Genomic DNA, 22,404 nt, shown 5'->3' on the forward strand with positions numbered 1-22,404 from the left:
CCGTTACCGTCCCCCGGGCGTCACGACCCCAGGATCGTCGTGAGGAACTCCCCCGTCCACGCCAGCAGTTCGCGTCCCACCACCGGCTTTCCGCCGATCTTGCCCGTCGTCGGGCGCGGCACCAGGATCTGGTGGACCGCCGGCTTGATGACCGTCTTCGGGTACAGCCGCTTCAGGCGCAGCTCCTGGGACTCGCGCAGTTCCACCGGCGCGAAGCGGATGTTCGGGCCCTGGAGCACGATGTCGCCGACCCCGCACGCGCGGGCCAGCATGCGCAGCCCGGCCACCAGGAGCAGGTTCTCGACCGGCTCCGGAAGCTTGCCGTAGCGGTCGGTCAGCTCCTCGCGGACCGCCTTGATGTCGTCCTCCGAGGACGCCGACGCGATCGAACGGTACGCCTGGAGGCGCAGCCGCTCGCCGGGGGCGTAGTCGTGCGGGACGTGCGCGTCGACCGGGAGCTCGATCTTGACCTCCAGCGGCGGCTCCTCCTCCACGCCGCCCTCCAGGGACGCCCGGTAGTCGGCGACCGCCTCGCCCACCATGCGTACGTACAGGTCGAAGCCGACGCCCGCGATGTGGCCGGACTGCTCACCGCCGAGCAGGTTGCCCGCGCCGCGGATCTCCAGGTCCTTCATGGCGACGTACATGCCCGCGCCCATCTCGGTGTGCTGGGCGATCGTCGCCAGGCGCTCGTGGGCGGTCTCCGTCAGCGGCTTCTCCGGCGGGTACAGGAAGTACGCGTAGCCCCGGTCGCGGCCACGGCCCACCCGGCCGCGCAGCTGGTGCAGCTGGGAGAGGCCGAAGTTGTCGCCGCGCTCCACGATCAGCGTGTTCGCGTTGGAGATGTCGATGCCCGACTCCACGATCGTCGTGGAGACCAGCACGTCGAACTTCTTCTCCCAGAAGTCCACCACGACCTGCTCCAGGGCCTGTTCGGTCATCTGGCCGTGCGCCGTGGCGATCCGCGCCTCGGGCACGATCTCGCGCAGCCGCGCCGCCGCCCGGTCGATCGACTCGACCCGGTTGTGGATGTAGAACGCCTGGCCCTCGCGCAGCAGTTCACGCCGGATCGCGGCACCGATCTGCTTCTCCTCGTACGGCCCGACGAAGGTCAGGACCGGGTGGCGCTCCTCGGGCGGGGTGGTGATCGTGGACATCTCGCGGATGCCGGTGACCGCCATCTCCAGCGTACGGGGGATGGGCGTCGCGGACATGGTCAGCACGTCCACGTTGGCGCGGAGCTTCTTCAGCTGCTCCTTGTGCTCGACGCCGAACCGCTGCTCCTCGTCCACGATGACGAGGCCCAGGTCCTTGAACTTCGTCTCCGAGGAGAACAGGCGGTGGGTGCCGATGACCAGGTCGACGGAGCCGTCCTTCAGCCCCGCGAGCGTCGCCTTGGACTCGGCCTCCGACTGGAAGCGGCTGAGCGCGCGTACGTTGACGGGGAACTGGGAATAGCGCTCGGTGAACGTGCCGTAGTGCTGCTGCACGAGCAGCGTGGTGGGCACGAGGACGGCGACCTGCTTCCCGTCCTGGACCGCCTTGAACGCGGCGCGGACCGCGATCTCCGTCTTGCCGTACCCCACGTCGCCGCAGATCAACCGGTCCATCGGGACCGACTTCTCCATGTCCTCCTTGACCTCGGCGATCGTCGTCAGCTGGTCGGGCGTCTCCGCGTACGGGAACGCGTCCTCCAGCTCGCGCTGCCAGGGCGTGTCCGGGCCGAAGGTGTGGCCGGGGGCCGCCATCCGGGCCGAGTACAGCTTGATCAGGTCGGCGGCGATCTCCTTGACGGCCTTCTTGGCGCGCGCCTTCGTCTTCGTCCAGTCCGCGCCGCCGAGCCGGTGCAGGGTCGGGGCCTCGCCGCCGACGTACTTGGTGACCTGCTCCAGCTGGTCGGTCGGGATGTACAGCCGGTCACCGGGCTGCCCGCGCTTGGCGGGGGCGTACTCGACCAGCAGATACTCGCGCGTCGCCCCCTGCACCGTGCGCTGCACCATCTCGATGTAGCGGCCCACGCCGTGCTGCTCGTGCACGATGTAGTCGCCGGTCTCCAGCGTCAGCGGGTCGATCGTCTTGCGCCGCCGCACCGGCATCCGGCCCAGGTCCTTGGTGGCGGTGCGCTGCCCGGTGAGGTCGGTCTCCGTGAGCACGGCGAGCTTCAGGCCGGGGTGGACGAAGCCGTGGTCGATGGCCCCGCACGAGACGTGCACCACGGACGGGGAGATCTCGTCCAGGTCCGGGTCGAGCCGGGCCGCGATCCCCTCGCCGCCCAGCATCTCGACCGTACGGGAGGCGAGCCCCTGGCCCTCCGTGACGTACACCGTGCGCCAGCCGTCGGCCAGCCGGCCCTTGGTGTCGGCGAACGCCCGCGCGGTGTCCCCCCGGTACATCTCCGGCGCCTGCATCCCGAGCGCCAGCGTGTCCGCGTCCAGCTCCGCGTCCGCGGCGAACGGGGAGATCGACCACCACATCATGTCCAGCTCACGGGCCCGCTCGCGGACGTCCGCGATGCCCCGCAGCGAGGCCGCGCCGACGTCGATCGGGGCCTCGCCGCCGCCCGCCGTCGCCGCCCACGACGCCTGCAGGAACTCCTGGCTGGTCGCGACCAGGTCCGCGGCCCGGGTCCGGACCCGCTCAGGGTCGCAGACGACGGCCATCGCGCCCTCGGGCAGCACGTCGAGCAGCAGCTCCATGTCGTCCACGAGGACCGGCGCCAGGGACTCCATGCCCTCCACCGCGATGCCCTCGGCGATCTTGTGGAGCAGCTCGCCCAGCTCCGGGTGGGCCTCGGCGAGCGCGGCGGCCCGCTCCCGCACCTCGTCCGTCAGCAGGAGCTCACGGCAGGGCGGCGCCCACAGGCCGTGCTCGGCGACCTCCAGGGACCGCTGGTCGGCGATCTTGAAGTACCGGATCTCCTCGACGTCGTCGCCCCAGAACTCCACCCGCAGCGGGTGCTCCTCGGTGGGCGGGAACACGTCCAGGATGCCGCCGCGCACCGCGAACTCGCCGCGCTTCTCGACCAGTTCGACCCGGGCGTAGGCGGCTGCCGCCAGCGCCTCCACGGTCTCGCCGAGGTCCGCGCTCTGCCCGGTGCGCAGCGACACGGGCTCCAGGTCCGCGAGCCCCTTGACCTGCGGCTGGAGCACGGAGCGGATCGGCGCGACGACGACGGAGACCGGCCCGGTCTCCGGGTCGTCGGCGCGCGGGTGCGCCAGGCGCCGCAGCACGGCGAGCCGGCGGCCCACGGTGTCCGAGCGGGGCGACAGGCGCTCGTGCGGCAGGGTCTCCCAGGACGGGAACTCCGCGATCGTGTCCGGCGGCAGCATGGTGCGCAGCGCCGCCGCCAGGTCCTCCGCCTCCCGGCCGGTCGCGGTGACCGCGAGGACCGTGCGCCCGGCGTCCCGGGCCAGCGCGGCGACGGCGAAGGGCCGCGCGGCGGGCGGACCCACCAGGTCGATGTGCATCCGGTGGCCGTCACCGGCGGCCTTCACCGCTTCGTCGAGCGCCGGATCACGTACGACGACGTCCAGCAGACCGTTCAGGCTCATGGAGGGCTTCCGTCCGGGTGAGGAGAAGGGCCTGACGGCCGGCTGCCGCCAGGGCGCGCTGCCCCGGGGGCAACGCGAAGGGCCCGACACGTGAAACGCACCGGGGGTTCCAGCGTACGACCCGGGGAGGACCGCCGCTTGCGCGACCGGGGCCCCGCAGGCCGCACACGCACCGGCCCCGGCGTGCTCCGAGGAGCGCGCCGGGGCCGGATCCGGTCAGTCCGCGGCCGTCCGTCTCACCCGTCCGTGGCGATCGCGTTCAGGACGTTCATCCGGCCCGCCCGGAAGGCCGGGACCAGGGCCGCGAACAGGCCGACGAAGGCGGAGGCGACGAACACCGTGACGATGGTCGGCCACGGGATGTCCAGGACGCCCAGGCCCTCCAGGGCCAGCAGCTTCTGGGCCGAGGTGCCCCAGCCCATGCCCAGGCCGAGGCCGAGCAGGGCGCCGAAGAGGGCGATGACCACGGACTCCAGCCGGATCATGCGGCGCAGCTGGCGGCGGGAGAGGCCGATGGCACGCATCAGGCCGATCTCGCGGGTCCGCTCGACCACCGACAGGGCCAGGGTGTTCACCACACCGAGCACCGCGACGATGATCGCCAGGGCGAGCAGCCCGTACACGACGTTCAGGAGCTGGCCGATCTGGTCCTTCAGATCCTCCTTGAAGTCGGCCTGATTCTGCACCTCGTACTGCGGGTAGTCCGCGACCGCGCTCTTCAGCGCCGCGTACGCCGCGTCCTCCTGGCCGTCCTTCGCCTTGGCGAACATGAGCATGTTCTGGGGCATCTCGTCGGCGGGGACGTACCGCTGGGCGGTCGAGGTGTTCAGGTACATCGCGCCCTGGTCGAGGGCGGTCTCGTCCGAGGTGATCGCGGCGACCTTCAGCTTCGCCTCGGCGCCCGCCTCGAAGGCGACGGTGATCGTGTCACCGACCTCGATGTGGTGCGCGGTGGCGTACCCCTCGCCCACCGACATGGCGTCCTTGCCGTACGCCTTGTCCAGGTCGCCGGACAGGACCACGCGGCGCACGTCCTGGGCGTACGACGGGTCGGCCGCCGTGACGTGCTCCTCGGACGCCTTGCCGTCCGGGCCGGTCAGCTTCGCGGCGAGGACCTTGTAGTGGGTGAGGTGGTCGATGCCCGGGGCGGAGGCCAGGGCCTCGGCGGCCTGCGGGACGATCAGCTGGCCGTTGGCCGACTGGACGATGAAGTCCGCGCCCACCGACTTCTCCAGCTCGTCGGTGGCCGAGGCGACCATGGACGAGCCGACCACGGACAGGCAGGCCACCAGGGCGAGGCCGATCATCAGGGCCGCGCCGGTGGCGCCGGTGCGGCGCGGGTTGCGCAGGGCGTTGCGCTCGGCGAGCCGGCCGACCGGGCCGAAGAACCGCAGCAGGACGGCGCTCAGCGCCCGTACGACGACTCCGGCGAGCAGCGGGCCGATCACGATGAAGCCGACGAGCGTCAGCAGGACGCCCAGACCGAGGAGGCCGGAGCCGTCACTCGCCTCGTCCGCCCGCGTCGTCGCCCACAGGGCGGCGGCGCCGGCGCCCGTGACGACGAGGCCGAGGACGGCCCGGACCCAGCCCGACTTGGCGTCCGCCGGGGTGCCGGCGTCGCGCAGGGCGGCCATCGGGGAGACCTTGCCGGCCCGGCGGGCCGGGATGTAGGCGGCGAGGACGGTGACGATGATGCCGAGCGCGAGCCCGGCGACCGGGGTCGTCCAGGAGATGGTCAGGTCCTCGGTGGACAGCTCCATGCCGATGGCGCCCATGACCTTCATCAGCCCGACGGCGAGCCCGATGCCGGCGCCGACCCCGAGGACGGAGCCGAAGACGCCCAGGAGGACCGCCTCCAGCAGCACCGAGCGGTTGACCTGCTTGCGGCTGGAGCCGATGGCCCGCATCAGGCCGATCTCGCGGGTGCGCTGGGCGACCAGCATCGAGAAGGTGTTGACGATGAGGAAGATGCCGACGAGGAAGGCGATCCCGGCGAAGCCGAGCATCGCGTACTTCATGACGTCGAGGAACGACCCCATGGAGTCCTTGTTGTCGGCGGCGGCCTCGGCCTGCGTCTGGATCTTGTACGCGGCGGAGCCGTCGAGCGCCTGGGCCACGTTCCGCTTCAGCTGGGCGTCGCTGACGCCCTGTTCGGCGGTGATGGAGAGGTGGGTGAAGCGGTCGGGGGCGCCGAGCAGGGCGCGCTGGGCGGTGGCGGTGTCGAGGTAGACGACGGCCGCGCCCGGGTTGGTCACCTTGAAGGCGGCGATGCCGGTGATCTTCCCCTTGAGGTCGCCGGTGGCCGCGATGGTGCGCAGCTCGTCGCCGATCTTCAGGTGGTGCTTCTCGGCGGTGTCGGCGTCGACCATGATCTCGGTCGGGCCGCGCGGGGCGTGGCCGGAGGTGATCTCCATGGAGCGCAGGTCGTTCTGCGTCCAGTTGCCGGCGAGGGTGGGGGCGCCGGTCTCGGAGCCCATGTTCTCGTTGTGGCTGTCGACGACGGTGACGGAGGAGCTGGAGACCGCGCCCTCGGCCTTCTTCACGCCGTCGGCCCGCGCGGCCTTCGCGAGCACGGAGGCGGGCAGCGACGCGGGCTTCCCGTTCTCCGGGATGTCGGTCACATCGGCCTTCTCGGGGCTGACGGTGACATCGGCTGAGGTGGCGGCGAAGAGCTTGTCGAACGTGGTGTTCATGGTGTCGGTGAAGACGAGCGTGCCGCAGACGAACGCCACCGACAGGAGGACGGCCACGGCGGAGAGCGCCATGCGTCCCTTGTGCGCGAGGAAGTTGCGCATCGAGGTCTTCCAGACGGTCATGACGTCCGCCCGCGCGCGTCGAAGTCCTTCATGCGGTCCAGCACCTGGTCGGCGGTGGGGTTGTGCATCTCGTCCACGATGCGGCCGTCGGCGAGGTAGAGCACCCGGTCCGCGTAGGAGGCGGCGACCGGGTCGTGGGTGACCATGACGATCGTCTGGCCCAGCTCGTCCACGGACCTGCGCAGGAAGCTCAGGACCTCGGCGCCGGCCCGGGAGTCGAGGTTCCCGGTCGGCTCGTCGCCGAAGATGATCTCCGGCTTGGCGGCGAGGGCCCGCGCCACCGCGACGCGCTGCTGCTGGCCGCCGGAGAGCTGGGTCGGACGGTGCTTGAGGCGGCCGGCCAGGCCGACGGTCTCCACGACCTGGTCGAGCCAGGCGGAGTCGGGCTTGCGGCCGGCGATGTCCATCGGCAGCGTGATGTTCTCCAGCGCGTTCAGCGTCGGCAGCAGGTTGAACGCCTGGAAGATGAACCCGATGCGGTCGCGCCGGAGCTGGGTGAGCTTCTTGTCCTTGAGCCCGGTGATCTCGGTGTCGGCGACGTGGATCTGGCCGGACGTCACGGTGTCCAGGCCGGCCAGGCAGTGCATCAGCGTCGACTTGCCGGAGCCGGACGGGCCCATGATCGCGGTGAACTGCCCGCGGGCGATGTCCACGTCGACGTGGTCGAGCGCGACGACCCGGGTCTCTCCGGACCCGTACGCCTTGACGACCTGCCGCGCCCGCGCAGCCACGGCCGTACGCCCTCCAGTGCCCCCGTGCCTGGGAATGGTTACAGCCGTTGTCACGGTTTTTCTCCTATGTCGGTCAGCGACGGGTTGTCGCCGTCTGCTGTGAAGTCTGCTGTGCGGAGGGGGTCGGGCGCGCTGGTGCCCAGCGCAGTCTTCGGGTGGGGTTTTCCCCACCCCGCCCCCTGCGGTCCGCCCTTCGGCGGTGCGTCTGCGGTACGTCTTCGGTACGACGACCACGCTACGGAGAGGCCGCGCCCCGCACGTCCTCCACCGGGAGGAACGGCCCCTGGCCCACCGCACAGAGCTCCCCCTAGGGGGCCGGCCCCCCGGACGCGCCCGGTCTCAGGGACCGCACCCAGGGGGTCACGCCGGGGGGTGGAGCCGACGCCCTGCCTGCATCGGGGGAGGCGGGTGCCGCGCGGACGGCCGGAGTGAGCGCGGCGCACCACGGCCTGGGGGCGGGGGGCCGCGCCGAATGCCGACCGCCCGGCTCGGTGCCCCCCTGCGGGGGCGGTGAGCCGGGCGGACCGGGGTGTGCGTGAAGGGTCAGCCCTTGGCCGTCGCCGTCTCCGGGGTGGCCGGGGTGTCCGTCTTGCCGGGGGCCGTGGCGGAGCCCCGTACCGCCGGGATGAAGGCGGAGATCGCGACCGCGATCAGGGCGACTGCGCAGCCGAGGGCCAGACCCGTGCGGAAGCCGGACTCGGAGGTGAAGGTGTAGCCGGCCGTCTCGGTGGTCATCTGGGCGAGGACCGCGCCGATCACGGCGGCGCCGACCGAGGTGCCGAGGGCGCGCATCAGGGTGTTGAAGCCGTTCGCGGCGGCGGTCTCGGAGGCCGGGACCGCGCTCATGATGAGGGCGGGCATCGCCCCGTACGCGAGGCCGACGCCGCTGCTGCTGACCATGAGGAACAGCATCAGGCCCCAGGCGGAGCCCATCAGCAGGATGCCCAGGCCGTAGGCGGCGGCGATGACGAGGACGCCGCAAATCAGGGTGAACTTCGGGCCGCGGGCGTCGGTGAGCTTCCCGCCGAACGGGGAGACGACCATCATCATGATGCCGCCGGGGGCCATCCACAGACCGGCCTGGAGCATGGTCTGGCCGAGCCCGTAGCCGGTGGCCTCGGGGAACTGGAGCAGCTGCGGCGCGATCAGCATGCCGGCGTACATGCCGAAGCCGACGAAGAGCGACGCGATGTTGGTGATGAGCACCCGGGGGCGGGCCGTGGTGCGCAGGTCCACCAGCGGGTCCGTGGTGCGCAGCTCCCAGAAGCCCCAGGCGAGCAGGATCACGACGGCGGCGGCGAACAGGCCGATGGTCGTCGTCGAGGCCCAGCCCCAGTCGGCGCCCTTGGAGACGGCGAGGAGCAGGCAGACCAGGCCGGCCGCGAGGCCGAGCGCGCCGGGCACGTCGAAGCGCTGGCCCTTGGCGCCCGCCGGGACGTCCGGGATCAGGAACCAGATCAGCGCGCAGATCGCGGCGGCCAGCACGGCCGAGCCCCAGAACAGCACGCGCCAGCTGGCGTACTGGGCGACCGCCGAGGCGATCGGCAGGCCGAGCGCTCCGCCGATCCCGAGCGAGGCGCTGACCAGCGCGATGGACGAGCTCATCTTCTCCGGCGGCACCACGTCACGCAGCAGGGCGATCCCGAGCGGCACCATGCCCATGCCCATGCCCTGGAGCCCGCGCCCGACGATCATCGGCACGACGGAGGACGAGAGCGCGCAGACCACCGAGCCGGCGATCAGCGGCACCGAGCAGGCGAGCAGCATCCGCCGCTTGCCCAGCAGGTCGCCGAGGCGGCCGGAGACCGGCACGCACACCGCGGAGACCAGCAGGGTCACGGTGATGACCCAGGCGGCGTTGGAGGACGAGGTGTCCAGGATCGTGGGCAGCTCCGCGATGAGGGGCGTGACCAGGGTCTGCATGACCGCTGCCACGGTGCCGGCGAAGGCCAGGGTGGCGACGATGGCGCCTGTCCTCGCCGACGGCTGGGGGGCATCCATGAGGGGGACTCCTTGGGGCGTGGTCCCGCCTGCCGGGACAGCGACATGCATCGTACATGCCCAATGTGTCATACACATTATGTGCCACGTACACACCCCATGCGAGAATGAACCGCCGCCCACAAGCAGCTGAACCAGGAGGCCGTCGCCATGCCCAGGCCCACGGAAGAGGTGGAGTACGAGCAGATGCTGCTCGGCCGCCACAGCCTCGCCGACCACCGCGGCGGACGCCACAAATACGCCCTCCTGGACCGCAGCGCGTACATCCTGCTGAGCCGGCTGCGCGTCCAGGGCCCCATGTCCAACGGCGAACTCAGCGACGCCTTCGGCCTCGACGCCTCCACCCTCAACCGCCAGACCGCCGCCGTGACCCGCGCCGGACTCGCCGAACGCATCCCGGACCCCGACGGCGGCATGGCCCGCAAATTCCGCATCACCGACGAGGGCGCGCGCCTCCTGGACGCGGAACGCGAACGCGTCGTGCGCTCCCTGGACCAGGTCATGCACGACTGGCCCGACGAGGACATCGCGGCCTTCGCCGGCTACCTCAAACGCTTCAACAGCAGCATCGAACAGCTCTCCTGCCGCCCCTGGCCCCGCCCCTGAGGAGCCGTCAGCCCCGGGCCCGCTCCCGCGCGGGCTCCGGCTCCGCTTCCGGCTCCGCCGCCCGTTCCGCTTCCGGTTCCGCCGCCGGGGACACCCGGCCCGTCAGCGCCGCCAGCGAACTCCGTACGTGAGCCATGTGGGCCCGGACCTCCTCGCGGCCCTCCTCGTGCACCCGCAGCACGCGCTCGGTCTCCCGCACCACCCGCTCCTCACGCACCCGCGCCCGCGCGATCAGCTCGGCCGCCCGCGCCTCCGCGTCCTCCTGACCGTGCCGCGCGGCCTCCTCCGCCTCCGCCCGGGCCCGGCGCGCCGCCGCGAGATCCGCCTCCGCGCGCTCCAGCAGCCCGGCGTGCTCCGCGGCCTGCGCCGCCTCCGCGTCCGCGAGCTCCCGCTCCGCCGCCTTCAGCCGCTCGGCGTGCTCCTGCTCCTGATGCGCCAGCACGCTCGCCGTACGGCTACGGGTCGCCGCCATCGCGGACTCCGCCTCCTCGCGCAGCCGCACCGCCTCCGCACGAGCCGCCTCCAGCGCCTCACCGGCCGCCGCCCGCGCCGCCCCCACCAGCTCACCGGCCGCACTCTCCGCCGCCGCCCGGACCGCCTCCGCGTCCGCGCGCGCCGCGTCCCGCAGGGCCCGGGCCGCCGCGTCCGCCTCGTCCCGCAGCGCGTGCGCCTCCTCCCCCGCCGCGCGCAGGAGCTCCCCGGCCTCCTCCTCCGCCAGGGCCAGAATCCGCAGCGCCCGCTCCCCCAGCGGCCCGTAGTCCGGCGGGGCCAGCCGCGCCACCGCCTCCGCCAGCCGGGCCGACTCCGCCGCCAGCTCCTCCGCCCGCTCCGTCAGCCGGGCCACCCGCGCCACGGCCTCGTCGCGCTCCGCGGACAGCGCCGCCACCGCACGGTCCACCTGCTCCGGGCGGTACCCACGCCCCCGCACACCGACGAACCCGTACGCGGACACCGGTGCAGAACTCATCCCTGACGCCTCTTTCCGATCTTCCCGAATCCGACGCTCCGGCCACCGAGCGATAGGTCAAGGATGCGGCAATTGGCCGTGAAGTCGGAATCGATGCGGCGCTTTCCGGACGGAAGCGACCGGCATCACACACGGAAAAGGCGGGGTGCCCGGCCCCCCGAAAGGGACCGGGCACCCCGCCCAGCGCACCGAACGATCAGATGAGGCCGTCCCACATCTGTTCCAGCAGCACCGACCACCAGCTCTCCGGCGACGCCAGCGCCGCCGCGTCCAACGCCACCAACTGCGCCTGGAAATCCACCGTCCAGCGGCCCGCCTGCTCCGGGTTCAGCCCGTACCGCAGCCGCCACATCCGGCCCAGCAACGCCATGCACCGCACGAACTCCGGCAGCCCCGTGTTCACGAACTGCGGCGGCACCGGCGCACCGCCCGGACCCGCCTCCACCGGCACCGCCACGATGTGCGCGGTCCCGTACTGGACGCAGATCGCCCGGCCGAAGTCCGAACCCACCACCAGATACGACCCCGCGTCCGACGCGGGCTGCACCTGCCGCTGGGCCGCCAGCTCCGCCAGCGTCGGCACCACCGGCTGCCCCGGCTGCGCCCAGAAGAACGGCCCGAAGTCGGCGGGCAGACCCGCCCACACCAGAGTCCGCGCCACGATCTCCGGCACGCCCTGACGCGACACCGCCCGCTGGTCGAAGCGGAGCACACCCTGCGGACCGAAGGTCTGCATCATCTCCTCGGCGAGCGCCTCCGGCGGCACCGGCGGCGCCGGCTGCATCTGCGGCAGCGGCGCCCGCACCGGCGCCGGCCGCGCGGGACCGTCCGCCACCTGGTGCAGCTCACCCTGGTGCGTCAGCAGATGCCGCATGCCCTGCTGCCGGCTCGCGTGATCCGTGCCGTACGGGGCGACGGAGGTGATCCGCACCTGCGGCCAGGTCTCCCGGATCATCCGGGCACAGTAACCACCGGGCAGCTCACACGACTCCAGCTCCGTGTGCAGCTCGATCACCTGCTGCGGCGGCACGTTCATCGCCCGCAGCTCGTGCAGCATCTGCCACTCCGGGTGCGGCGTACCCGGCGCCGAACGCCGGATCAGCTGCTGCTCACTGCCGTCCGGCGCCCGGAACCGCAGCACCGCCTGATAGCCCGGACCCACGGTCGGCTGACCGGGCGGCGCCTGCGGATACCCGTACGCGGGCGGCGCGCCCACCGGCGGACCCGGCGGCTGCGGCGCCCCCGGACCGCCCTGCCCCGGCCCCGCGAGCATCGTCGCCGCGTGGTGCACCCCGCCCGGACCGGGCGGAGGCGTCGCACCCGGCGGCGGAGGCGGCTGCTGCCCGCCCGGCGCACCGGGCGCTCCGGGCGGCTGGGACGCGCCCGGAACACCCGGCGGACCGGGCGGCTGCGGAACGCCCGCACCGGACGACGCGTTCGGGTCGGCGAACATCGTGGCCGCCTGGTGCACCCCGCCCGCGGGCGGCGGCGTCGGCGGGCCGGGCGGCTGCGGGGCCCCGGGCGGGCCCAGCTGGGAGACGAGCTGCGTCGGCACATAGCCGCCCGCGGGCGCGCCGGGCGCACCCGGTCCCGAAGGCGGCGGCACCGGAGCACCCGGCCGGGCGCCCGGGGTGCCGGGGGCACCGGGCGGCGGCGGAGGCGTGCCCCCGTGCGGGGCGCGCGGCGCGACGGCCGCCTTGCTCGTCGCGGCGTCCGCGATGTCCCCGGGCCCGCCTGGCGGACCGGGCGGCGGGGTGTGCTGGGCCGGCGGGGGCGCGGGCACGGCCGGCGGGGGCGTGGGCTGCCCCGGCACCGGCGGGCCCGGCACGGCTGTCCCGGGAATCGGCGGACCCGGCACCGCGGTCCCCGGCACGGGCGGGCCCGGCACCGGCGGACCCGCCGGCGGGCGCTCGCCGCCCAGGCTCGGCGCGATCGCGGTCTTCGGCAGCTGGCTGCCGCCCGACATCAGCGCCGTCGGCGCGTCCGCCGGAACGACCGGGGGCAGCTCCTCCTCGTCGTCGGCGCCCGACAGCGGCGGCGCGAACACCGTCGCCGGAAGCTCCACCTCCGCGCCCTCCGAGTCCGCGTTCACATCGGTCCCCGCCCACGGCGTGGCCCCGACGGGCGGCTGGAGCGAGGACGCCGGCACGCCGTCCGAAGCGGTCGGCTCGTACGCCACCGAACCGCCCTGCGAGGGCGCCGAGGGCGACGGGATCGGGGCGGGCGGCGGGAAGGACGACGGGGCCCGGGGCGCGGGCGGCGGGGTGTCGTCCCGCTCCGCACGCCGATCCGGAATGCCCAGCTTGTCCGCAGCCTCCTGCAACCACTCCGGCGGGCTCAGCAGGAACGACGTCTGATTCAGGTCCACCCGCTCGGGCGGCGGCGCCGGGGCCGCCGGCTCCACCTCCGGCGCGCCGTACTCCTCCTCGTACCGCCGGATCACCTCACCGACCGGCAGACCGGGCCACAGCGTCGCCTCACCGCTGTCCCGCGCGATCACCAGCCGCTGCCGGCCACCGTCGGAGACCGGTCCCTCCGCACGGTCCTCGGCCCACACCACGAATCCGAGTTCGAATTCACGTACCCGCACCTCACGATGCTGGTACGCCGGAACGTCACCGTTCACCCACTCGTCCGCACGCTCCTGCGCCTGAGCGAAGGTCACCATCGCGCTCACCCCTCCACCGGGACGGCCTGCGCGAAGCCACCGTCCACCATCAGGTTCGCCACCGTCTCCAGCTCCGGCGGATTCCCCGCCAGACGCTGCAGGAACGCGTCGAAGTCCGCACCGCACGGCAGCAGCAACCGGTCCACCCGCTCCTGCACCGTCCAGCCGTCACGGTCCCGCGCGTCGTCGTACGCGCAGAACCACACCGAACCCAGGGCGTCGCCCCGCACCTTCACCGCGAGCAGACCGCCCTGCACGAAAGCCACACCGAGGTAGTCCTTCGTCAGGTGGTCCCGCAGGCACTTGTTGACATACACCAGATCATTCACGGCGGCCTCCTCGCGCACCGTGAAGAACGGCTGGTCGATCAGCAGCCCCAGCTCCGCGTCGAGCGCCGCACCCACCGGCGCCGAACCGCCGGCCGCCTTCAGGAACGAGCGATACGCCCCCGGCAGCCGGTAACCGAGATCCTCCTCGACACCCAGGATCTGCTGCTCGCTCACCGCCACGGCACCCTTGGGCAGCCGGAAATGCGCGGGCCGCGTCTCCTGCAGCGGGCGCGTCCCCCGCTTGTCCAGGTCCACCTCCGTGGACGCCAGCCCGCCGTGATGGCGCAGCAGCGCCTTCACCTCGACCGGGATCAGCTCCATCCGACGGCCGCCCGGCACGTGGTGCCACGTCCAGCCGTGCGGCGTCGCCACCGGCGAGATCGTGTCCCACAGCTCATGACCGGCCGCGGCCAGCGCCGCGTTCGCCGACACGTAGTCCGTGAGCCGCAGCTCGTCCACACCGAAACCCTGCGGAGGCTCCGCGATCTCCGCCGCGGCACGCGCGTACGGCGAGAAGTCCGGACAGCCGCTCTCGTCCATCCGCACCCCTCTGGGATGACGGGACGCCCGGACCGGGTCCGGGAAGTGCACGAGCTGCCCGGCGTAGGCCGCGTTCGGTGGCGCGGCTTGCTGCCCGAGCCGACCTGTCGTCATGGCGGTTGCCCCCTGCTGCGTCTGGCTGATGAGGACCGACCTGCCCAGGAGGCGGTCCAGGCACAGCCTAAGCGGTGACACCCGTACGGGAACCGGCCCCGCCATCCCCTGGCCACAACCGTCACCAAACGTCACAACCGCGTGACGGAAGGGCGACGGCAGCGCCACCGAACCGCGACACGCAGACACGTTTCACCGACCCAGCTTTCACAGCACCCGACACATTTGGCAGGCTGTCACCCGCAAACACGGGGGCGTGCACAGAAGGCAGCGGCCGCTGCGGGCACGGGAGGGACACAGCACCATGCACACCGCACACTCTGCACAGACCGTCACGACCGGGGACCCGCGACTCAGCTGGAGCAGCACCGAGAAGAGCCCCGCGCCCCGCCTCGGCCAGCGCCGCGACGGCATCCTGCCCGCCGTCGCCGCCGCCCTGTCCGTACGCGGCGAAACACTCACCTGCACCGCCGGCAAGGGCGACCGGCCACCGGTACTCCACCACCTCGTCCAGGACTTCCTGGACACCCTCCCCAGCGCCCAGCGCGAACGCTTCACCGGCCGCTGCCCCGAGGCCATACTCCTCTCCCGGCACCTCACCGCCGCCGAGGCCGGACGCTCCAAGCGCGCCCAGCGCAAGCCCCTCACCAACGGCGAGGCCCGCCGCGCCCTCAAGCACGCCCGGCTCACCGCCCGCCGCATCCGCGAGGACGGCGACCCGCTGCACGGCAGCTACGCGGCACCCTGCCGCTCCTGCGCCGTCATGCTCGCCCACTTCGGCGTACGCCCCGTCGACCTCACCGCCACCGGCGCGGCCACCACCGCAGAGAAGAGCTGACCGCGCCCATGCACGACCGCACCGACCTGCCCCGGCAGACCGGACCCGACCGCCAGTCCGCCACCCGCTTCCCCGTCGCCGTCGACGCCGCCCTGCGCGCCGCCGGCTGGACACCCGGCCGCTGGGACATCCGCCAGGCCGAGGAATGGGCCGACGCCCTGCGCGCGCACTCCTCGCCCGCCGGGCACCAGCACGCCGTCTTCCCGGCCGCGGTCGAGGCATGGGCCGAGTTCGGCGGCCTCCACATCACCGCCACGGCGCCCGGCCGCCAGATCGCGCCGCCGGCCGTCCGCATCGACCCGTTGAGCGGACTCCACCTGGCCCGCACCCTCGGCGACCTCGGCCGCGCGCTGGCGACCGAGGTCGCACCGCTCGGCGAGGAGGGGGACGGGCAGGCCGTCCTCGCGATCGACCTGACCGGGCGGGTCTACTCCATCGACCACACCGGAGACTGGTACCTCGGCCAGGACATCGACACGGCACTGGCGACGCTGGTGACCGGGCTGCAGCCGGAGCGGCTGGTCACGGGCTGAGTCCGGGCTGATCCCGGGTCTCCGGCGCGCCGGTGCACGCCGGGCGGGCGGTCACCCCCGCCACGGTCCCGTCCGCAAAGGCCGGACGGGCTCGACAGGCCCGCAGGCTCAGGCCCCGCCCTCGTCCGGGAGGACCGCCGAGACCCGGAAGCCGCCCGCGTCGGTCGGGCCCGAGACGAAGACCCCGCCCAGGCCGAGCACCCGTTCGCGCATGCCCACCAGGCCGTTGCCGCCGCTCGGCAGGCCCGCGTCGGCCGTCGCCGCGTCCGTCGGACCGTTCTCCACCTGCATGGCGACCTCGGCCTCCCGGTGCGCCAGCCGCACCCACGTCTTCGCGCCCGCCGCGTGCTTGTGGACGTTGGTCAGGGCCTCCTGGACCACCCGGTACGCCGTCTGCTCGACCTCCGGCGCGTACGTGCGGGCGGCCCCCTCGACCGACAGCTCCACGGTCATGCCCGCCGCCCGCGACTGGCCGACCAGCGCCTCCACCTCGTCCAGCCGCGGCCCGTCCTCCGCCGCGGCCTGCGCCGCCCGGCCCACGGAGGCCAGCGGCACCTTGTCCACCGGGGCCCGCATCGGCTCACCGGCCCGCAGGACGCCCAGCATCTCGCGCAGCTCGGTGAGCGCCTGGCGGCCCATGTCGCCGACCAGGGCGGCGTTGCGCACGGCCTTCGCCGGGTCCTTGGGGGCCACGGCCTGGAGCGCCGCCGCGTGCACGACCATCAGGCTCACCCGGTGGGCGACCACGTCGTGCATCTCGCGGGCGATCCGGGTCCGCTCCTCCGTACGGGCCCACTCGGCCCGCTCCTCGGCCCGGTCCGCGAGCAGCGACAGCTCCCGCTCCAGCGAGTCCGCGCGCTCCCGCAGGCTCTCCATCAGCCGGCGCCGGGCCCCTATGTACAGCCCGAACAGCACGGGCGGGGCGGTCAGCCCGACGGCCATGAACAGGGACAGCATCGGCACGTACCAGTCGCCGGGCCCGAAGTCGGCGTTCTCGTCGACGCCCTGGCGCAGCCGTACGTACGTCACGATGAACGTTCCCACCAGGGACATGCTCATCAGCACCGCGGTGATCCGCCGGGGCACCTCGGAGGCGGCCAGCGTGTACAGGCCGACGAGGCCCATCAGGAAGCCCATCTCCGCGGGCGTCGTCGCGATCGAGACCAGCACCACGGCGATCGGCCACCGCCGCCGCACCAGCAGCACGGACCCGGCGAGCACCCCGAACACCACTCCGAGCGGCACGGGCAGTCCCGCGTCCCCCGCGAACGCCACCCCTTCGAACCCGCACTCCACCGCCGAACCGAGCGCGAGCCCCACATCCAGCGCGACACTCCGTCGCCGTTCCCACCACCAGTAGCCACGGGTGGTCGGACCCGCCGCTTCCCGGTCTTCCCCCGTTGCGGTCATGGCATCCAGCGTACGGGCGCCCGCATCCCATTTTCGGGTGACCTGCACAGCACGTCGTACGTTCGATCGAGGGCCGAATGATGAACAACCGCCCGATATAGCGAATCGACCACCCATTCGACCCGGACGTCCGGATTCCGGACAACGCTTGGCGCATGACGGAGATCACGAGCAAGTACGCGGATTTCGAGGGCCTGCGCGAGCGCGCGGTCGCGTTGCGGCGGGAGGGGTTGAGCCGCCGCCAGATCCGGGACCGGCTGCACGTCGACAACAACGACATCCTCAACCGCCTGCTGGAGGGCGAGCCTCCGCCGGAGTGGACGAAGCGCCCGCGAGCCAAGGACGACCTGCGGGCGAAGGCGCGGGAGCTGAGGTTGGAGGGGAAGACGTACGACCAGATCCAGGTGGAGCTGGGGTGCTCGAAGGGGTCGATCTCGCTATGGGTGAGGGATCTGCCGAAGCCGCCGAAACGCTCACGCGAGCAGGCTTCCGCGATCGCCAGGCGAGGATGGGAGGCCATCCTTGAGCGGCGCGAGGCAGAGCGGCAGCAGACCAAGCGCGACGCGGCCGCCGAGATCGGAACCATGACCGAGCGGGAGTTGTTCATGCTCGGGGTCGGGCTCTACTGGGCCGAGGGCACCAAGGCCAAACCTCACCGTCGCCAGGAGCGGGTGACCTTCATCAACAGCGACCCGCACATGATCCGCATTTTCCTGGCCTGGCTCCGCCTCTTGGACGTCCCGCCCGAGCACCTTCGGTTTCACGTGCACATCCACGAGTCGGCGGATGTGCCCGAGGCGGAGCGGTTCTGGAGGGAGGAGGTCGGCCGGTCAGGATTGTTCGGCAAGACCACGCTCAAGAAGCACAATCCGGTCACCAACCGCAAGAACACGGGCGAGCGTTACCACGGATGCCTGGTGGTGCGCGTGAACAAAAGCGCTGAGCTGTACCGTCGCATCGAGGGCTGGTGGTGCGGCATAGTAGGTGCTGCCGAACGAGCCGATCAAGAGAATCGGACATAACGGTAGAACCATCCCGGGTCGTCTAATGGCAGGACAAATGGTTTTGGTCCATTGAATGAGGGTTCGATTCCTTCCCCGGGAGCTCTTCGCGCGGGCCCCGCCCCCCCCCGTCGGGGCCCGCGCCCATGTCCGGTCCGACGCCCCCCGGTATCCTGCGGATGTCCACCACCCGAAGCCGAAGGGCCTATCCGTGAGCTCCGTACGCCCGGCAGCCGTCGTCGTCCTCGCAGCGGGTGAGGGCACCCGCATGAAGTCGAAGACCCCCAAGGTTCTGCACGAGATCTCCGGGCGCTCGCTCGTCGGTCATGTCGTCGCCGCCTCCCGCGAGCTGGACCCCCAGCACCTCGTCGTGGTCGTGGGCCACGCGCACGAGCAGGTCACCGCCCACCTCGCCGGCGCCGACGCGCAGGTCCGTACGGCCTACCAGGCCGAGCAGAAGGGCACCGGGAACGCGGTGCGGGTCGCGCTCGACGAGCTGGGCGGGGCCGTCGAGGGCACCGTCGTCGTCGTGTGCGGGGACACCCCGCTGCTGTCCGGCGAGACGCTGGCCGCGCTCGCCGCCACGCACACCGCCGACGGCAACGCGGTCACCGTGCTGAGCGCCGAGGTCCCGGACTCCACCGGCTACGGGCGGATCGTGCGCGACGCCGCGAGCGGCGCGGTCACCGAGATCGTGGAGCACAAGGACGCGAGCGACGAGCAGCGGGCGATCCGGGAGATCAACTCCGGGGTGTTCGCGTTCGACGGGAAGCTGCTCGCCGAGGCGCTGGGGCAGGTGCGGACGGACAACAGCCAGGGCGAGGAGTACCTCACCGACGTGCTGTCGATCCTGCGCGAGGCCGGGCACCGGGTCGGCGCCTGTGTGGCGGGCGACCACCGGGAGATCCTGGGCATCAACAACCGCGTCCAGCTGGCGGAGGCCCGCCGGCTGCTGAACGAGCGGCTGCTCGAGCGCGCCATGACGGCCGGTGTGACCGTGGTCGACCCCGGCTCGACGCTGATCGACGTCACGGTGACCTTCGAGCGCGACGCGATCGTGCACCCGGGGACGCAGCTGCTGGGCGCCACGCACCTCGCGGAGGACGCCGAGGTCGGCCCGAACTCGCGGCTGACGGACACCGTCGTGCACGCGGGCGCGCGGGTGGACAACACCGTGGCGGACGGCGCCGAGGTGGGCCCGGGCGCGCTGGTGGGCCCGTACGCCTACCTGCGGCCGGGCACCAAGCTGGGCCCGAAGGCCAAGGCGGGGACGTACGTCGAGATGAAGAACGCGACGATCGGCGAGGGGACCAAGGTCCCGCACCTGTCGTACGTGGGCGACGCGACCATCGGCGACCACACCAACATCGGCGCCGCGAGCGTGTTCGTGAACTACGACGGGGTGGCCAAGCACCACACGACGATCGGGTCGCACTGCCGTACCGGATCGGACAATATGTTTGTGGCGCCTGTCACGGTCGGGGACGGGGTTTACACCGCCGCCGGCTCGGTCATCACGAAGGACGTGCCGTCCGGTTCGCTGGCCGTGGCCCGGGGCCAGCAAAGGAATATCGAGGGTTGGGTGGCGCGGAAGCGTCCCGGAAGCGCCGCCGCTCTGGCGGCTCAGGCGGCGGAGGAGAGGCCGGCCGGCGAAAGCTGACCGGAAACAGGTGCGTCCAGCACCGCGTACCGTGATAGATGCTCACCCCATTTCGGCTGGCTCGTTGCACATCGGGACATCTGCGTGCGGCGCCAGGAACACGTCTGAGGAGACTGTGCTGTGACCGGGATCAAGACGACCGGCGAGAAGAAACTGATGCTCTTCTCCGGCCGCGCCCACCCCGAGCTGGCCGAGGAGGTCGCACACCAGCTGGGTGTGGGTCTCGTGCCGACGAAGGCCTTCGATTTCGCCAACGGTGAGATCTACGTCCGCTTCCAGGAGTCGGCGCGTGGCGCGGACTGCTTCCTGATCCAGAGCCACACGGCTCCGATCAACAAGTGGATCATGGAGCAGCTGATCATGATCGACGCGCTGAAGCGCGCGTCGGCCCGTTCGATCACGGTGATCGTGCCGTTCTACGGCTACGCCCGCCAGGACAAGAAGCACCGTGGCCGCGAGCCGATCTCGGCCCGTCTGATCGCGGACCTGATGAAGACGGCGGGCGCGGACCGGATACTGACCGTCGACCTGCACACGGACCAGATCCAGGGCTTCTTCGACGGCCCGGTGGACCACCTGTTCGCGCTGCCGATCCTGGCGGACTACGTGGGCGCCAAGGTGGACCGTTCCAAGCTGACGATCGTCTCGCCGGACGCGGGCCGGGTGCGCGTCGCCGACCGCTGGTGCGACCGGCTCGACGCCCCGCTGGCGATCGTGCACAAGCGCCGTGACAAGGACGTCGCCAACCAGGTGACCGTCCACGAGGTCGTCGGCAATGTGAAGGGCCGGGTCTGTGTCCTGGTCGACGACATGATCGACACGGGCGGCACGATCTGCGCCGCCGCCGACGCCCTGTTCGCGCACGGCGCCGAGGACGTCATAGTGACGGCGACGCACGGTGTGCTCTCGGGCCCCGCGGCGGACCGCCTGAAGAACTCGAAGGTCAGCGAGTTCGTGTTCACGGACACCCTGCCGACGCCGGGTGAGCTGGAGCTCGACAAGATCAAGGTGCTGTCGATCGCCCCGACGATCGCCCGCGCGGTGCGTGAGGTCTTCGAGGACGGCTCGGTGACGAGCCTGTTCGAGGAGCAGTAGGAGCAGTAGGAGCAGGCAGTAGGAGCGGTGGGACGGGGCGGCCGGGTGGGCCGCCGTTGATCCACTTTGGGGTGCGGCCTCCCCGCCGGGTAGACTCAGCGAGTTGCTCGGCGAGGGAGGCCGTACTCATGTACGGCGATCCGTTATCGGCGCGCTCTTCGTAGCAGGCCAGTTGTTGGCCGGGTGACCGTCCGTTTTCCGTCACCTCACGAGGAGTGCCGCTATGGCCGAGATCAAGATGGCTGCCCAGGTCCGTACCGAGTTCGGCAAGGGTGCCGCCCGTCGCGCGCGTCGCGCCAACCAGGTTCCCGCGGTGGTCTACGGCCACGGTGCCGAGCCGGTCCACATCACGCTTCCGGGCCACGAGGTGCTCCTCGCGCTGCGCACCGCCAACGTCCTGATCGGTCTGGAGATCGACGGCAAGGACGCCCTGGTCATCCCGAAGGCCGTGCAGCGCAACCCGCTGAAGGGCGACATCGAGCACGTCGACCTGCTGACCGTGAAGCGCGGCGAGAAGGTCAACGTCGAGGTCGCGGTGCAGGCCGAGGGCGACCTGGCCCCGGGCGGCAACCTGCTGGAGTACGTGCAGGCGACCCTGCTCGTCGAGGCCGAGGCCACCCACATCCCCGAGTCCGTCACGGTCTCCGTGCAGGGCCTGGACGCCGGTGCCTCGGTGCTCGCGAAGGACATCGAGCTGCCGAAGGGCTCCGTGCTCGCCGGTGACGAGGACGCCATCGTGCTCCAGGTCGTCGCCGCGCAGGCCGAGGAGCCGGCCGCCGAGGCCGCCGAGGGTGAGGGCGAGGAGGGCTGAGTCCCGTCCCGCCTGCTTGACTGACGGGGCGGTGGTCTCCCTTTCCGGGAGCCGCCGCCCCGTTTTCCTGTCCGCTTCCTGTTTACGGCTTCCTGTCCACGCCGCTGTACGCGTCCGAACGAGGAGACTTCGCGCGATGTCCGACGCCACCGACCCCTGGCTGATCGTGGGGCTGGGCAATCCCGGCCCCGAGTACGCGGCGAACCGGCACAACGTCGGTTTCATGGTCGCCGACCTGCTCGCGGAGCGGATCGGCGGGAAGTTCAAGCGTGCCCCGAAGGCGCAGGCGCAGGTGCTGGAGGGCCGGATCGGTCCGCCCGGCCCGCTGAGCCGCCGGGTGGTGGTCGCGAAGCCGATGTCGTACATGAATCTGTCCGGGGGACCGGTGGCGGCGCTGCGGGACTTCTACAAGGTGCCGCTGGACCACGTGGTGGCGGTCCACGACGAGCTGGACATCGATTACGGGACGCTGCGGCTGAAGCTGGGCGGCGGGGACAACGGGCACAACGGGCTGAAGTCGATGACGAAGGCGATGGGTGCGGACTATCACCGGGTGCGGTTCGGGATCGGCCGGCCGCCGGGGCGGATGCAGGTCGCGGACTTCGTGCTGAAGGACTTCTCGTCCGCGGAGCGCAAGGAGCTGGCGTTGGAGGTGGACCGGGCGGCGGACGCGGTGGAGTGTCTGCTGGCGGAGGGGCTGGAGCGGGCGCAGTCCGCGTACAACGGCTGAGTG

General features: G+C 72.2%; 16 protein-coding genes and 1 tRNA gene. 9 read left to right on the plus strand and 8 right to left on the minus strand.

Translation table 11 applies throughout. The features are described 5' to 3' along the window. Nucleotides 1-20 precede the first annotated feature (20 nt). The 4 genes from mfd to FKN01_RS15755 all read right to left on the minus strand — a co-directional run bounded on the left by mfd (nt 21) and on the right by FKN01_RS15755 (nt 9,099). Nucleotides 21-3,551, minus strand: coding sequence for a transcription-repair coupling factor (gene mfd / locus FKN01_RS15740; protein WP_143620800.1), 3,531 nt, complete (start codon nt 3,549-3,551; stop codon nt 21-23). Between the two features lie 236 nt (nt 3,552-3,787). Continuing rightward, nucleotides 3,788-6,367, minus strand: coding sequence for an ABC transporter permease (locus tag FKN01_RS15745; RefSeq protein ID WP_143620801.1), 2,580 nt, complete (start codon nt 6,365-6,367; stop codon nt 3,788-3,790). After that, nucleotides 6,364-7,152: an ABC transporter ATP-binding protein gene (locus tag FKN01_RS15750; RefSeq protein WP_143620803.1), complete on the minus strand. Its 789-nt coding sequence runs from the start codon at nt 7,150-7,152 to the stop codon at nt 6,364-6,366. Before FKN01_RS15750 ends, FKN01_RS15745 begins: the two co-directional genes overlap by 4 nt. 489 nt (nt 7,153-7,641) lie before the next feature. Continuing rightward, on the minus strand, nt 7,642-9,099 hold the full coding sequence (locus FKN01_RS15755; RefSeq protein ID WP_143620805.1) for an MFS transporter: 1,458 nt from the start codon (nt 9,097-9,099) through the stop codon (nt 7,642-7,644). A gap of 150 nt (nt 9,100-9,249) precedes the next feature. Between FKN01_RS15755 and FKN01_RS15760 the strand changes: the two genes are divergently transcribed. Beyond that, on the plus strand, nt 9,250-9,705 hold the full coding sequence (locus tag FKN01_RS15760) for a MarR family winged helix-turn-helix transcriptional regulator (RefSeq protein WP_143620806.1): 456 nt from the start codon (nt 9,250-9,252) through the stop codon (nt 9,703-9,705). Nucleotides 9,706-9,712: 7 nt separating this feature from the next. Here the strand turns inward: FKN01_RS15760 and FKN01_RS15765 are convergent, their stop codons facing one another. The 3 genes from FKN01_RS15765 to FKN01_RS15775 all read right to left on the minus strand — a co-directional run bounded on the left by FKN01_RS15765 (nt 9,713) and on the right by FKN01_RS15775 (nt 14,323). Beyond that, on the minus strand, nt 9,713-10,672 hold the full coding sequence (locus FKN01_RS15765) for a cellulose-binding protein (RefSeq protein ID WP_260696900.1): 960 nt from the start codon (nt 10,670-10,672) through the stop codon (nt 9,713-9,715). Nucleotides 10,673-10,868: 196 nt separating this feature from the next. After that, a complete protein-coding gene (locus FKN01_RS15770; RefSeq protein WP_143620808.1) occupies nt 10,869-13,340 on the minus strand; it encodes an SUKH-4 family immunity protein in 2,472 nt (823 codons plus the stop codon). Nucleotides 13,341-13,345: 5 nt separating this feature from the next. After that, complete coding sequence (locus tag FKN01_RS15775) at nt 13,346-14,323, minus strand: SMI1/KNR4 family protein (protein ID WP_143620810.1); 978 nt, start codon at nt 14,321-14,323, stop codon at nt 13,346-13,348. A gap of 304 nt (nt 14,324-14,627) precedes the next feature. Here FKN01_RS15775 and FKN01_RS15780 point away from each other — a divergent pair, with 304 nt between their 5' ends. After that, the gene (locus FKN01_RS15780) at nt 14,628-15,161 is read left to right on the plus strand and encodes a YwqJ-related putative deaminase (protein WP_143620812.1); all 534 of its coding nucleotides are present in this window, start codon (nt 14,628-14,630) and stop codon (nt 15,159-15,161) included. A gap of 8 nt (nt 15,162-15,169) precedes the next feature. Further along, a complete protein-coding gene (locus tag FKN01_RS15785; protein WP_143620814.1) occupies nt 15,170-15,694 on the plus strand; it encodes an SUKH-3 domain-containing protein in 525 nt (174 codons plus the stop codon). A 108-nt stretch (nt 15,695-15,802) separates the two neighbouring features. Here the strand turns inward: FKN01_RS15785 and FKN01_RS15790 are convergent, their stop codons facing one another. After that, on the minus strand, nt 15,803-17,104 hold the full coding sequence (locus tag FKN01_RS15790; RefSeq protein WP_143620815.1) for a sensor histidine kinase: 1,302 nt from the start codon (nt 17,102-17,104) through the stop codon (nt 15,803-15,805). 155 nt (nt 17,105-17,259) lie between these two features. Between FKN01_RS15790 and FKN01_RS15795 the strand changes: the two genes are divergently transcribed. The 6 genes from FKN01_RS15795 (at nt 17,260) to pth (ending at nt 22,401) form a co-directional block, all read left to right on the plus strand. Next, nucleotides 17,260-18,126, plus strand: coding sequence for a hypothetical protein (locus FKN01_RS15795; RefSeq protein ID WP_143620817.1), 867 nt, complete (start codon nt 17,260-17,262; stop codon nt 18,124-18,126). 11 nt (nt 18,127-18,137) lie between these two features. Beyond that, nucleotides 18,138-18,208, plus strand: a tRNA-Gln gene (locus FKN01_RS15800). Nucleotides 18,209-18,316: 108 nt separating this feature from the next. Next, on the plus strand, nt 18,317-19,765 hold the full coding sequence (gene glmU / locus FKN01_RS15805; RefSeq protein WP_143620819.1) for a bifunctional UDP-N-acetylglucosamine diphosphorylase/glucosamine-1-phosphate N-acetyltransferase GlmU: 1,449 nt from the start codon (nt 18,317-18,319) through the stop codon (nt 19,763-19,765). Between the two features lie 120 nt (nt 19,766-19,885). After that, complete coding sequence (locus FKN01_RS15810; protein ID WP_073968578.1) at nt 19,886-20,860, plus strand: ribose-phosphate diphosphokinase; 975 nt, start codon at nt 19,886-19,888, stop codon at nt 20,858-20,860. 223 nt (nt 20,861-21,083) lie between these two features. Beyond that, the gene (locus FKN01_RS15815; RefSeq protein ID WP_143620820.1) at nt 21,084-21,671 is read left to right on the plus strand and encodes a 50S ribosomal protein L25/general stress protein Ctc; all 588 of its coding nucleotides are present in this window, start codon (nt 21,084-21,086) and stop codon (nt 21,669-21,671) included. Between the two features lie 136 nt (nt 21,672-21,807). After that, nucleotides 21,808-22,401 carry an aminoacyl-tRNA hydrolase gene (gene pth / locus FKN01_RS15820; protein WP_143620822.1) on the plus strand — a complete coding sequence of 198 codons (594 nt, stop codon included), beginning with the start codon at nt 21,808-21,810 and terminating at the stop codon, nt 22,399-22,401. The last annotated feature ends 3 nt before the right edge of the window (nt 22,402-22,404 follow it).

Origin of the sequence: Streptomyces sp. 130, assembly GCF_007096885.1 — a bacterium.
Taxonomy (GTDB): domain Bacteria; phylum Actinomycetota; class Actinomycetes; order Streptomycetales; family Streptomycetaceae; genus Streptomyces.